At 62.5% G+C, this 11952-nt stretch carries 11 protein-coding genes; 3 read left to right on the top strand and 8 right to left on the bottom strand.

Going from position 1 to position 11952, the window contains the following annotated elements; genetic code table 11:
- Positions 1 to 41: 41 nt before the first annotated feature.
- From rpsK to map, 5 genes are all read right to left on the bottom strand, one after another.
- Positions 42 to 440: a 30S ribosomal protein S11 gene (gene rpsK / locus CGL56_RS06890; protein ID WP_099105794.1), complete on the bottom strand. Its 399-nt coding sequence runs from the start codon at positions 438 to 440 to the stop codon at positions 42 to 44.
- Positions 440 to 817, bottom strand: a complete 378-nt coding sequence (gene rpsM / locus CGL56_RS06885; RefSeq protein WP_099105793.1) for a 30S ribosomal protein S13 — start codon at positions 815 to 817, stop codon at positions 440 to 442. The genes rpsK and rpsM overlap by 1 nt, the downstream gene beginning before the upstream one ends.
- Positions 818 to 834: 17 nt before the next feature.
- Positions 835 to 951 carry a type B 50S ribosomal protein L36 gene (gene ykgO, locus CGL56_RS06880; RefSeq protein ID WP_072010990.1) on the bottom strand — a complete coding sequence of 39 codons (117 nt, stop codon included), beginning with the start codon at positions 949 to 951 and terminating at the stop codon, positions 835 to 837.
- A gap of 38 nt (positions 952 to 989) precedes the next feature.
- Complete coding sequence (gene infA, locus CGL56_RS06875) at positions 990 to 1208, bottom strand: translation initiation factor IF-1 (protein ID WP_099105792.1); 219 nt, start codon at positions 1206 to 1208, stop codon at positions 990 to 992.
- Positions 1209 to 1335: 127 nt separating this feature from the next.
- Entirely contained in the window at positions 1336 to 2190 is an 855-nt protein-coding gene (gene map / locus CGL56_RS06870; RefSeq protein ID WP_099106084.1) for a type I methionyl aminopeptidase, read from the bottom strand.
- A gap of 225 nt (positions 2191 to 2415) precedes the next feature.
- Here map and CGL56_RS06865 point away from each other — a divergent pair, with 225 nt between their 5' ends.
- Complete coding sequence (locus tag CGL56_RS06865; RefSeq protein WP_099105791.1) at positions 2416 to 3198, top strand: ParA family protein; 783 nt, start codon at positions 2416 to 2418, stop codon at positions 3196 to 3198.
- Positions 3195 to 4703 carry a glycosyltransferase family protein gene (locus CGL56_RS06860; RefSeq protein WP_099105790.1) on the top strand — a complete coding sequence of 503 codons (1509 nt, stop codon included), beginning with the start codon at positions 3195 to 3197 and terminating at the stop codon, positions 4701 to 4703. The genes CGL56_RS06865 and CGL56_RS06860 overlap by 4 nt, the downstream gene beginning before the upstream one ends.
- Before the next feature lie 2 nt (positions 4704 to 4705).
- On the opposite strand, the gene CGL56_RS06855 is transcribed toward CGL56_RS06860, so the two are convergent.
- The gene (locus tag CGL56_RS06855; protein WP_099105789.1) at positions 4706 to 5977 is read right to left on the bottom strand and encodes a metal-dependent hydrolase family protein; all 1272 of its coding nucleotides are present in this window, start codon (positions 5975 to 5977) and stop codon (positions 4706 to 4708) included.
- Positions 5978 to 6028: 51 nt separating this feature from the next.
- On the opposite strand from CGL56_RS06855, the gene CGL56_RS06850 reads away from it, so the two are divergent.
- Entirely contained in the window at positions 6029 to 7447 is a 1419-nt protein-coding gene (locus tag CGL56_RS06850; RefSeq protein WP_320056740.1) for a sugar porter family MFS transporter, read from the top strand.
- A gap of 106 nt (positions 7448 to 7553) precedes the next feature.
- On the opposite strand, the gene CGL56_RS06845 is transcribed toward CGL56_RS06850, so the two are convergent.
- Positions 7554 to 8711, bottom strand: coding sequence for a Gfo/Idh/MocA family protein (locus tag CGL56_RS06845; RefSeq protein WP_245184076.1), 1158 nt, complete (start codon positions 8709 to 8711; stop codon positions 7554 to 7556).
- A gap of 137 nt (positions 8712 to 8848) precedes the next feature.
- Positions 8849 to 11914, bottom strand: a complete 3066-nt coding sequence (secDF, locus tag CGL56_RS06840) for a protein translocase subunit SecDF (protein WP_099105786.1) — start codon at positions 11912 to 11914, stop codon at positions 8849 to 8851.
- Positions 11915 to 11952 lie beyond the last annotated feature (38 nt).

Here is an 11952-nt window from a genome sequence, read left to right as displayed (position 1 = left end):
CTACCGGAGGGGGAGTGGCAAGCCCGGAAAACGCACCGGAATTAGACGCGGCGGCGCTTCGGAGGACGGCAGCCGTTGTGGGGCATGGGGGTTACGTCCTTGATCTTGGATACGCGGATGCCGGCGCCGTCGATGGCACGGATGGCGGCTTCCCGACCACTGCCGGGGCCCTTTACGTACACTTCAACCACGCGCAGACCGGCTTCGTAAGCCACGCGGGCGGCGTTACCAGAGGCCACCTGAGCGGCGTAAGGGGTGCTTTTCTTGCTGCCGCGGAATTTCTCCTTACCGGCACTGCCCCAGCTGATGACGTCACCCTGCTTGTTGGTGATCGAAATGATGATGTTGTTGAAGGTCGCCTGGATGTAGGCCAGTCCTTCGTTATCAACTTTTACCTTCCGCTTTTTGGCAACGCGGCTGCTTGCCTGTCTTTTAGCCATTACTTAGTCGCTTTTTTCTTGTTCGCTACAGTCTTCCGCTTGCCTTTCCGGGTACGGGCGTTAGTCTGGGTGCGCTGTCCGCGGAGGGGCAGGCCCTTGCGGTGGCGCAGGCCACGGTAACAGCCGATGTCCATCAGACGCTTGATGTTGGTCTGGACTTCCGTACGGAGGTCTCCTTCCACCTTGTACTCATTGGTAATGAGGTTGGAGATGGTACGAATGTCTTCGTCGGACCAATCCTGCACCTTCGTGTCGTGGTCCACTCCTGCGCGGTCGAGGATCTCCCCGGCGCGGGTGCTGCCTACGCCGAAGACGTAGGTCAGGCTGATGATGCCGCGCTTGTTACGCGGCAGATCTACTCCTGCAATTCTTGCCATAGTAACTCTAGCTTAGCTTATCCCTGACGTTGCTTGAACTTGGGGTTCTTCTTGTTAATGATGTAAACTTTGCCCTTGCGACGGACGATCTTGCAATCGGCCGAACGCTTCTTGACGGAGGGTCTGACTTTCATAGGAAAAGGGATTTACGACCAGCGGCAGTGCAGCGGGTTTATTTGTACCGGTAGGTAATGCGTCCGCGACTCAGATCGTAGGGACTCATCTCCACCGCTACCTTGTCTCCTGGAAGGATTTTGATGTAGTGCATCCGCATCTTTCCGGAGATCGTCGCCTTGATTTCGTGGTCGTTTTCTAGCCGCACCCGGAACATCGCGTTCGAGAGGGCTTCTTCAATCACGCCATCCTGCTTGATCAGGTCTTTTTTGGACATGTTTTAAATTTCGGAGGGCAAAGGTAAGATTATTTTCTTACCAACCCAAAGGTTCGCAAAGCTATTTTCATATAGTAAAGGCCCGGCAAGCACAAAGAGTTGACTACCCCCGCGAATGAGGGCCCCACTAGGCCACGACGGCCGGCTGATAAATGGCTACCAATTCCTCATCGAGGTTGTCGACGTACTTCAGATTGGGGTTATTGCGGATGGCCTCCTCGATGGGGCGGTGGTCGCTCATCAGGTCGGCGGGGGCCCCGTCCGGGCTGATGGCAATGGAGTGCTCGTAGTGGGCCGCGGGGCTGCCGTCGATGGTCACGATGGTCCATCCGTCCTCCCGGCTGACGACGTTGCGCTTGCCCAGGGTGATCATGGGCTCAATGGCGATGATCAGTCCGGCCTTTAATAATGGACCCCGGCCGCGCTTGCCGAAGTTGGGTACGTCGGGCGCCTCGTGGAGGCTGCGGCCCAGTCCGTGGCCCACCAGTTCGCGCACGGCCCCATAGCCGGATTCCCGCTCGGTGTAGTGCTGGACGGCGTGGCTGATGTCGCCCACCCGTTTGCCGGCGCGGGCCGCGTCGATGCCCAGGTACAGGCTGTGCTTGGTGCGGCGGCAGAGTTCCATGGTCTCTTCGGCCACGTCGCCCACGCAGAAGGTGTAGGCCGCGTCCCCGTAGAATTCATCGACCACGGTACCGCAGTCGATGGACAGAATGTCGCCGTCCTGGAACACCTGCTCCTCGGTGGGCAGTCCGTGGACCACTTCCTCGTTGCGGCTCACCAGCAGGGTGGAGGGGCAGCCGTAGAGTCCCTTGAAGCCGGGGACGGCGCCGTTGTCGCGGATAAATTCCTCGGCGAAGGTGTCGATCTCCTTTCCCGTCAGGCCGGGGCGGAGCATCTTGCCCACCTCGGTGAGGGTGCGGCACACCAGCAGGCAGGCGGCGCGGCTGCGCTCGATCTCTTCCGGCGTCTTGTAAATCATTTTGCGGCCGTTCCTGCCCATAGTTTTAGCTTGCGTTCGGAGGTTGTTAACACCAAGAGGCAGCCCTGGTTGAATGACGGGAAGGGTTTCCTGTTGGCGGGGTGGGCCGTTATACTTCCCCCGGCACCCGCGCGCCGCCGCCGTCTGGCGGACGGAAAACCCACCGGTCACCATTTCGTACGGCAGGCTCCTTCACCTTTGGTCCTTTGCCGTACCTTCGCGGCCATGGCGAAAGTAGTAGCGATTGCGAACCAAAAGGGTGGGGTGGGGAAGACCACCACGACCATAAACCTGGGGGCTTCTCTGGCCATCCTGGAGCGCAAAGTGCTCATCGTGGATGCCGATCCCCAGGCGAATGCCACCAGCGGCGTGGGTATTCCGGCCGAGGAAGTGGAGGCCAGCATCTACGACGTGATGATCAACAACCTCGACGTGAACGAGGTGATCTACGAAACCGAAACCCCCAACCTGCACATCCTGCCCTCCAGCATCAACCTGGTAGGGGCCGAGGTGGAACTCATCAACCGCTTCCGCCGGGAGGACGTGATGAAGAACAACATCATCGAGCCGCTGCGCAGCTACTACGATTATATACTGATCGACTGCCTGCCGAGCCTGGGGCTGCTGACCATCAACGCCCTGACGGCGGCCGACTCGGTGCTCATCCCCGTACAGTGCGAATACTTCGCCCTGGAGGGACTCAACAAGTTGCAGAACACCATCAAGCTGGTGCAGCAGCAGCTCAACCCCCGCCTGGAACTGGAAGGGATACTGCTGAGCATGTACGACCAGCGGCTGCGGCTGGCCAATATGGTGGTGGAGCGGGTGCGGGAAAACTTCGGCGACGAAGCCTTCAAGACCATCATCCACCGCAACGCCCGCATCAGCGAGGCCCCGAACATGCACCTGCCCGTGGTGATGATCAACGCCGGCAGCCGGGGAGCCAAGAACTTCCTGTCCCTGGCCGAAGAGTTCCTGATCAAGAACGGCGAACGCATTACCCGGTGAGCAAAAAGAAAAGGCGCAAGCCACAGACTACCCCCGCTACCGCCCCGGCCACCGAACCGGCGGTATCCAGCCGCTGGCGCTTCTTCACCTGGATGTCGGCCTTCTTCTTCCTGGCCGCCCTGGTGGTCCGCCTCGACGTCATCACCGCTTGGCCGGGTGGGGAAGGGTACGCCCTGGCCCGCGCCCTGGACGCCGGCTGGGGAGATTACCTGCCCGCGGCCGTCAACCACGCCCTGATGCCGCTGGGACAGGCCATCGACGCCAATACCGACGCGGTTTTCCTCTTCCCCCGACTGCTGTCGGCCTTTTGGCTGGTGCTGGCCGCCTTCTTCACCTACCGCTGGGCGGGCCGGCTGTTCGGCCACACTGTGAGCCAGCTGGCGCTGCTTTGCGCCGGGGCCTCCTTCTTTTTGCCCTTCTTCGGCAAGGTGGCCACGGCCGACACCCTGGCCCTGCTGGGGCATTCGGGGATGCTGTGGACGGTGCTGCTCTACGGCCTGGCCCGCGACAAGAATAAGCTGTTCCCCTTCGGGGTATTCGTCCTGCTGGGGGCCATTGCCGCTCCCGTATCCACCCTGCTGCTGTCGCTCATGTTGGTGGTGCTGGCCGTCTTCCAGCGTACCGACTACGACTGGCAGTTGCCGGCGGTCATCTCCGTGGGCATCAGCTGCCTGGTGCTGGTGGTGCAGGGCCCCCAGGGGGCCAGTACCTACTGGTTCTACGGGCAGGAGGACAGTCGCGTGCTCGACCTCCTCTTTTACGGACTCCTGGGCATGCTTCCGCTGGCCGGCTGGGTGGTGGCCGGGGTGCGCGACCTGGTGTTCAAGGGGCGCCAATTCGAGCAATTCTCCCTGCTGGTGGGCATGGCGCTGGTGGTCACCCTGCTGGCGCAGTCGCTGCTCTTCATGTTCCTGGTGGCCCTGCTGGCCGGCAAGCAGATGCAGCTCTACTTCCGGGAGCCGAACTACCCCTGGAAAGACTGGGTCAAGACCGTTTCGGTACTCCACCTGGTCCTGGCCTTCGCCGGAGCGTTCCTGATCCTGGCAGGCGGGGGCATCGCCTTCCCCGGAGCAGGCTTCCGGGCGGCCCTCGGGATGGCCGGGGCCTACTGGATCTTCAGTTTGCTGGGGGTGCTGGGGGTCTTTGGCGACCGGCGCGACTTTGCCCTGGGCGGAGCCATTCTGTCCGGCCTGCTCACCGTCATGTTCTTCTGGGTGCAGGTGTACCCCTACCTGGAGGTGGAGCGTTCCTGGCCCAACGACCTGCTGGAGGCGGCGGGCGTGACCCCGTCCACCCTGCAGTGGCCCGACGAGGCCGACGAGAGCGAGCTCAGCACGGCCCTGCCTTATTTCCGGCAGGCGGGGTGGACCCTGGTACCCGAGGGGGGCGACTACCGGCTGGAGCATTATCCGGCCAGCGATACGACGGCTGCCGGGGGCGGCGGTGCGCGGGTGCCAGGGCGGGCGATTGTGCGCCAGCGCCGGTTCGGGTTGGTCCCCCAGTAGCCCTACTCGATTACCTTTCCTTCCTTCATGACGAAGTTCACTTCCGTCATCGTACTGATGTCGGTGGCGGGATTGCCGGGCACGGCCACGATATCGGCGACGTAACCCGGCCGGATGCGGCCCAGGTCGTCGGCCCGGCCCAGTACCTCCGCGGCGGTAACGGTGGCCGAGCGGATGGCGGCCAGGGGCGGGACACCGGCTTCGACCATATAGATGAACTCCCGGGCGTTGTCGCCGTGGGGGCTCACGCCGCTATCGGTGCCGAAGGCGATTTTCACCCCGCGGGCGTAAGCCTTCTCAAAGGTTTCCCGCAATTCCTGGCCGATGCTGAGGGCCTTGGGTACGATGATGGCGGGGAAGTACCCCTCCACCTTGGCCTTTTCGGCCACGAAGGTGCCGGCGCTCAGGGTGGGGACGTAGTAGGTGCCGTGTTCGACCATCAGGTCCATTACCTCCTCGTCCATCAGGCTGCCGTGCTCGATGGTAGTGATGCCGGCCCGGATGGCCCGCTTCATGCCCTCCGTACCGTGGGCGTGGGCGGCGGTGTGCATGCCGTAGTCCCGCGCGGCGGCCACGATGGCCTCGATTTCCTCCTGGGTAAACTGGGGGCCGGAGCCGTCCTTGGCCACGCTGAGCACCCCGCCCGTGGCGGTGATCTTGATGCAGTCGGCCCCGTTCTTGTAGCGGGTACGCACGGCGTGGTAGGCTTCCTCGGGGCCGTTGATTACCCCCTGCTCCGGACCGGCGTCGAAGGAGAGTTCCCGGTTGCGGCCGTTGCTGGGGTCGGCGTGGCCGCCGGTGGTGCCGATGGCTTTCTCGGCCGTGTAGATGCGGGGGCCGGTGATGTAGCCGCGGTTGATGGCGTCGCGCAGGCTCACGTTCACCCCGCTGCCGCCGAGGTCGCGCACGGTAGTGAATCCGGCCTTCAGGGTTTTTTCACAGTAGGCGGTGGCGCGCAGGGCCACGTCGGCCGGGTCGAGGGTAAACTCTTCCATATAGGCCCGGGGATTGCTTTCCCCTTCAATGTGGACGTGGAGGTCGATCAGGCCGGGCATGACGGTGCGGTCCTTGAGGTCGACTACATTGGCGCCGGCGGGGGGGCGGGCGTAGCCGTCCTGTACTGCGGTGATGGTACCGTCGGTAATGATGACCGTCTTCTGGTTCTGTACGGATTCATTTTCGCCGTCGATCAGGCGGCCGCAGTGTAGGTAGGTGACCTGTTGGGCGGTGAGCCACAGCGGCAGGAAGAGCAGGAGGGTCAAAATGGCTTTCATGGTGCCCAAGGTAGCCAAGTTTGCCCCTTGGGCGGTGGAGGTTAATCCACTATTAATTCGCCGAAATTCCCGCCAACTGATCCAAACTGCTACATTTACGGGGATGCGGAATATTCCGTATCGGCAGAAACACTCAGAATGAATACCGCACGCGTCTGGACCTGGGCCATCACCGTTGCCCTCGGGGGCTTTCTATTTGGATTCGATACCGCCGTCATCAGCGGTGCCGAACGCGCCATCCAGGCGGAATTCGGGCTCAGCGACCTGGCCATCGGGCAGATCGTGGCCATGGCCCTCTACGGTACCATCATCGGGGCCATCTTCGGGGGCGTGCCGGCCGACCGCTACGGGCGGAAGGTCACCCTCATCGCCATTGCCATTCTATACCTAGTCTCCGCGGCGGGCTCGGCCCTGGCGGCCGACCCCCTCCAGCTGAACATCTTCCGCTTCCTGGGTGGACTGGGGGTAGGTGCCAGCTCGGTGGTAGCCCCCCTCTACATTACCGAGGTAGCCCCCGCCAACCAGCGCGGGCAGTTGGTGGCGGCCTTCCAGCTGAATCTCGTAATTGGTATCCTCGTGGCCTACTTCAGCAATTACCTGATCGTGAACGCCACCGACGGCGTCGACTGGCGGCTAATGCTCGGCGTCGAGGTGGTACCGGCCCTGATGTTCCTGGTACTGCTGTTCTTTGTACCCCGCAGTCCGCGCTGGCTCCTCACCAAGGCCGGCAACCGCGACGAGGCCCTCGACGTGCTGATGCGCATCGACCCGTCCACGGCCGACTACGAGCTCAAGCGCATCGAGGCCTCCAATACCACCCAGGAAACCGTGGCGCTCAGCACCTTCTTCAGCGGCAAGTATAACCGGCCGATCCTCTACGCCTTTCTCTTCGCCTTCTTCAACCAGGTATCGGGCATCAACGCCGTGATCTACTACGCCCCCCGCATCTTCGAGGCCGCCAGCCTGGGTACCGAGAGCGCCTTTTTGTCATCGGTGGGCATCGGGGTGGTCAACGTACTGTTCACCTTCATCGGGATGTACCTGATCGACCGCAGCGGCCGCAAGAACCTGATGTACATCGGCTCCTTGGGCTACATCATTTCCCTGTCGGCGGTTTCCTGGGCCTTCTTCACCGGTAACCTGGAGGGCCTTATCGTACCCATCTGGCTGTTCGTCTTCATCGCCAGCCACGCCATCGGGCAGGGGGCCGTCATCTGGGTGTTCATCAGCGAGATCTTCGGCAACGAAGTCCGCGGCCTCGGGGCTTCCCTGGGCAGTACGACCCACTGGATCTTCGCCGCCCTGATCGGCGGCAACTTCCCCTTCCTGGCCAGCACCTTCGGGGAGGGGCCCATCTTTGCCCTCTTCGCCCTTTGCATGGTGGGGCAGCTGGCCTTCGTCTACTTCCTGATGCCGGAAACCAAGGGCGTGGAGCTTGAGGATCTCCAGGAAAAGCTGATCAGCCGATAGGCCGCAGCGGCTACCCCCAACAAAAAGGGGAGGATGCCCGGCGGGGAACGGTGTAATCGTTCCCCGGGCATCCTCCCCTTGATTGTTTATGTCAAGTGGGCCTAGCCTACAAGCGGCTCCATTTCTCTCCGCTGCGGGAGTTTTCCACTACTACCTCAACGAAGCGCATGCCCCGCAGTCCGTCGTAAACCGTCGGGAAGTCGCTCTCGATGTCGGTGGGCTCCCGGCCTTCCATACGGGCGCGGACGGTGGCGGCGAAGTTCTTGTAGATGTTGGCGAAGGCCTCCAGGTAACCTTCGGGGTGACCCGGGGGCGGCACCCGCTGGGCAGCTACGGCGGCGGGGTCAAGCTCACCCACGCCGGTGCGGTAGTGGATGGCGGGCTGTTCGTGGCGCTTGTAGATCAGGGTATTGGGTTCCTGCTGGTGCCACTCCAAGCCACCCGTTTCCCCCCACACGCGGATGTTGAGGCCGTTCTCTTCTCCCACGGCGATCTGGGAGCAGTGCAGTACCCCCTTGGCGCCGCCCTCGAAGTGCAGCAGGATGTTGGCGTCGTCGTCGAGCCGGCGGCCCTCCACGAAGGCCGTCAGGTCGGCGCATACCTCGGTGATCTTCAGGTTAGTGACGTACTCGGCCAGGTTCTCGGCGTGGGTGCCGATGTCGCCCATGGCACCTCCGAGGCCGGACTTGCTGGGGTCCGTCCGCCAGCTGGCCTGTTTGTTGTCGGTTTCCTCCTTGGCGTTGGCCAGCCACCCCTGGGGGTATTCGACCACTACCTTGCGGATCTTGCCGAGCTTGCCTTCGCGGATCATGGCCCGGGCCTGCTTTACCATGGGGTAACCGGTGTAGTTGTGGGTGAGGGCAAAGACCAGTCCGGACTTCTCCACCAGGTCAACCAGCTGGCGGGCCTCATCGACGCTGAAAGCAAGGGGTTTGTCGCACACCACGTGGAATCCGTTCTCCAGGGCCAGCTTGGCGGGGCCGAAGTGGACGTGGTTGGGGGTTACAATAGAGATGAAGTCCATCCGTTCGCCCTCCGGCAGTTCCTTTTCGCGCAGGATCATCTCCTCGTAGGAGCCGTATACCCGGTCGGCGGGCAGATAAAAATCCTCCCCGGAAAGCCGCGACTTTTCGGGGTCGGAGCTGAAGGCGCCGCACACCAGTTCAATCTGCTGGTCAATCGCCGCCGCGATGCGGTGAACGCCACCGATGAAGGCCCCGCGGCCGCCACCGACCATTCCCATTCTTAATTTCCTTGCTACCATGATCGATTTTCGTTTGCCGGCAAGTATAGGGAAAAGTTGATTGCGGCGGCCGCCGTCGGGTGGCCCTGGAATGAAAGAAGCCCCACCCGAATCAAATCGGGCGGGGCTTCCTGGCGCAACTGTGGGAGGACAGCTGCTTACACGCTGACGGAAGTGTCTTCCGGGGCTTTCACCGAGCGGGCTTCCTGCTCGTCGGTCAGGTCATACACGATCGGGGTCGCGATGAAGATCGAGGAGTAGGTACCGACCACGATGCCTACCAGCAGGGCAAAGGCGAAGCCCTTGATGCTGGCTCCTCCGAAGAGGAAGAGCACGAAGACCACCAGGATGGTGGTGAACGAGGTCATCACGGTCCGGCTCACGGTGCTGCTGACGGCGTTGTTGATCATCGTCTTCTTGTCTTGGCTGACGTGGTTGTTCAGGTACTCGCGGATGCGGTCGAATACTACCACCGTATCGTTGATCGAGTAACCGATCACCGTCAGGATGGCGGCGATGAAGGCCTGGTCTACTTCCATGTTGAAGCCGATCCATCCCCAGCAGGCGGCAAAGACGCCCATGGTGATGATGGTATCATGGAAGAGGGCCACGATGGCACCCGTCGAGAACCGCTTGCCCTTGAAGCGGACGAGGAGGTACAGGAAGATGCCCAGCAGGGCGATGGCACCCGCCCAGAGGGCCGAGCGCTTGATGTCATCGGCAATGGTCGGGCCCACCTTGCTTACGCTGGTGATGTGGGTGCCACCGTCCGACTCGATGTTGCCGAATTCCTCCAGCGTCAGCGACGTATTGCCAGTAGCGGCGACCACGCCTTCGTAGAGGGCGGCGAGGACTACGTCCTGCGGCTCCTTTCCGTCGATCTGGCCGGTTTCCTCCACCAGGTAGTTGGTGACGATGTTGTAGGTGTTGTCGCTATCCACCGACTTGATGGTCGGGGTGCCGTTCAGGGGTCCCGTAAGGCTGCTGCGCAGTTCCTGGGCGGTGAGGTCCTGATCCAGCACGACCGTGTAGCTGTATCCGCCCTTGAAGTCGACGCCGAGGTCGAAGCCACGGACGAGGATGGCCGCCAGCGAAGCGATGACCAGCACGCTGCTGATGCCGTAGGACATTTTGCGGAACTTGAGCCAGTCGACGTTCACGTCGGCAAATAGGTTCTTGCTGGGGGAGGTCCAGAACGACATGTCGCCCTTCTTTTCCACCCAGTAGTCGACCATGAGGCGGCCCACCAGTACGGCGGTGAACACCGAGGCGAGTACACCAACGATCAGTACCACGGCGAATCCCTTGATGGGGCCTAGGCCGAACCAAGCCAGTACAGCCGCCACGATGATGGTGGTCACGTTGGCGTCGATGATGGTGGAGTAGGAGTTGCTGAATCCGTCGCGGACGGCCTGTCCGACCGTCTTGCCAGTCCGCAGTTCCTCACGTACCCGCTCGTAGATGATCACGTTGGCGTCGACCGCCATACCGATCGTGAGCAGGATACCGGCGATGCCGGGCAGGGTAAGCACGGTACCGAGGCTGGCCAGGGCACCGAAGATGAACACCAGGTTCAGCAGCAGCGACACGATGGCCACTACGCCGGCGCCGCCGTAGTAGAAGAGCATGAAGGCCAGTACCAGGCCGAAACCGATGATCAGGGCCGTCATGGAGCTGCGGATGTTGGACTCACCCAGCGAGGGGCCCACGATGCTTTCCTGGATGATCTCCAGGCGGGCGGGCAGGCGGCCTACCTGCAGGATGTTGGCCAGGTCGGTGGCCTCCTGTACGGTGAAGTCGCCGGTGATGCTGGTGCTGCCGCCGGTGATGGGGCCGTTTACGCGGGGGGCGGAAACGACCTGGCTGTCGAGCACGATGGCCACCTGGCGGTTGCCGGCGTTGGCGGCCTCCGTGGTCATGCGGGCCCAGATGCGGCTGCCTTCGGAGTTCATGCTCAGGTTTACGGCTACCTGACCGTTGGGGTCGGGGCCGGAGCTGGCACGGGTGACGTACTCGCCGGTGAGGGGAGCCTCACCACCGCGGGGTACGGACAGCTGGTACAGCTGGTAGAGGTTGCCGGGGGTACCCGAAGCGTCCAGTTCCAGCGGGGCGTCGGCCCAGCGGTAGATGGCGTTGCGGGGGAACAGGCGGGCCACCTCGGGGTCGCGGAGATACTCCATTACCTGCTGGCGGTCATTGCCCTGGGCGATGCCGACCACGGCGGGGCCGAAGTTGCCCTGGTTGGGCGTGAGGATGCTGAACAGCGGGCCGGCGGTCTGCCGGGGAACTTCACGCTCCTCGATGGAGGCGATGCTGTCGGTGAGCAGGTTGCCGTTCTCGTCGGTGGCGTAGATGGTGTCGAGTACGATCTCGGTAGCGGAAAGCTCGGAGCTGTCCTGTCCGGCGGCCAGGGCCTGGCGGCGCTCCAGCAGCTGGTCGGCCTGGATGAGGGCGTTGACGGTAGCCTGGTCGATGTTCAGCACGTCGTAGAACTCCAGGTTGGCGGCGGCCTGCAGGAAGCTGCGGGCCCGCTCGGGGTTCTCTACACCGGGCAGTTCGACGAGGATGAGGTCGCGTTCGGCGTCGAGGCTGACGTTAGGCTGTACCACCCCGAGCTCGTCGATGCGCCGGCGGAGCATGTCGTAGGTCAGGCGTACGGTCTCGTCGGCCTTCTCCCGCAGGATGCGGATCACCTCGGCGTCGCTGGTGTTGACGCCGATCTGGTCGCGCAGGGCGTCGTTGCGGCTGAAGATGGAGGCCAGCGACTGGTCGCCGGAACGCTGGATCCAGGCGTCCCCGAAGAGGGAAATGAAATCGTCGTCGGCGTTCTGCTGAGCTTGGGAGGCTGCGTTGAGGGCTTCTTCGAAGGTGGGGTCCTTGGTATTGCGGGCCAGGGTTCTGAGGAATTCCCGGAGGTCAACCTGGAGTACGACGGACATGCCGCCCTTGAGGTCCAGACCGAGCGCGAGCTGCTGGGCCTTCAGGTCCTGGTAGGTGTACGATTTGATGAGCGGAAGCCGGAAGACTTCCTGGTCAGAAATGCTGTCCAAAAAGGACGCGCGAGCAATGCGGTAAGCTTCACCTGAGTCTTCCCCCGTGAGGTTCTGCGCGTAGTTGTCGGCATCGGCTTCCACGGCATTGGTGGGGATGACGAACAGGTACTGCGCAACCGTCACGAGGATCATGACCACAAGGAAAAACTTAATCAGTCCCTTGCCTTGCATAGTAAAAAATTTAGGTTCCGGCGGTGCCGCCGTCGGAA

Origin of the sequence: Neolewinella marina (assembly GCF_002631205.1) — a bacterium.
Taxonomy (GTDB): domain Bacteria; phylum Bacteroidota; class Bacteroidia; order Chitinophagales; family Saprospiraceae; genus Neolewinella; species Neolewinella marina.
This window is presented reverse-complemented; position numbering and strand designations above follow the sequence as displayed.

Coding starts and splice junctions, on each gene's coding strand:
- rpsK (WP_099105794.1), bottom strand. CDS start 440: ATGGCTAAAAGACAGGCAAGCAGCCGCGTTGCCAAAAAGCGGAAGGTA.
- rpsM (WP_099105793.1), bottom strand. CDS start 817: ATGGCAAGAATTGCAGGAGTAGATCTGCCGCGTAACAAGCGCGGCATC.
- ykgO (WP_072010990.1), bottom strand. CDS start 951: ATGAAAGTCAGACCCTCCGTCAAGAAGCGTTCGGCCGATTGCAAGATC.
- infA (WP_099105792.1), bottom strand. CDS start 1,208: ATGTCCAAAAAAGACCTGATCAAGCAGGATGGCGTGATTGAAGAAGCC.
- map (WP_099106084.1), bottom strand. CDS start 2,190: ATGATTTACAAGACGCCGGAAGAGATCGAGCGCAGCCGCGCCGCCTGC.
- CGL56_RS06865 (WP_099105791.1), top strand. CDS start 2,416: ATGGCGAAAGTAGTAGCGATTGCGAACCAAAAGGGTGGGGTGGGGAAG.
- CGL56_RS06855 (WP_099105789.1), bottom strand. CDS start 5,977: ATGAAAGCCATTTTGACCCTCCTGCTCTTCCTGCCGCTGTGGCTCACC.
- CGL56_RS06845 (WP_245184076.1), bottom strand. CDS start 8,711: ATGGTAGCAAGGAAATTAAGAATGGGAATGGTCGGTGGCGGCCGCGGG.
- secDF (WP_099105786.1), bottom strand. CDS start 11,914: ATGCAAGGCAAGGGACTGATTAAGTTTTTCCTTGTGGTCATGATCCTC.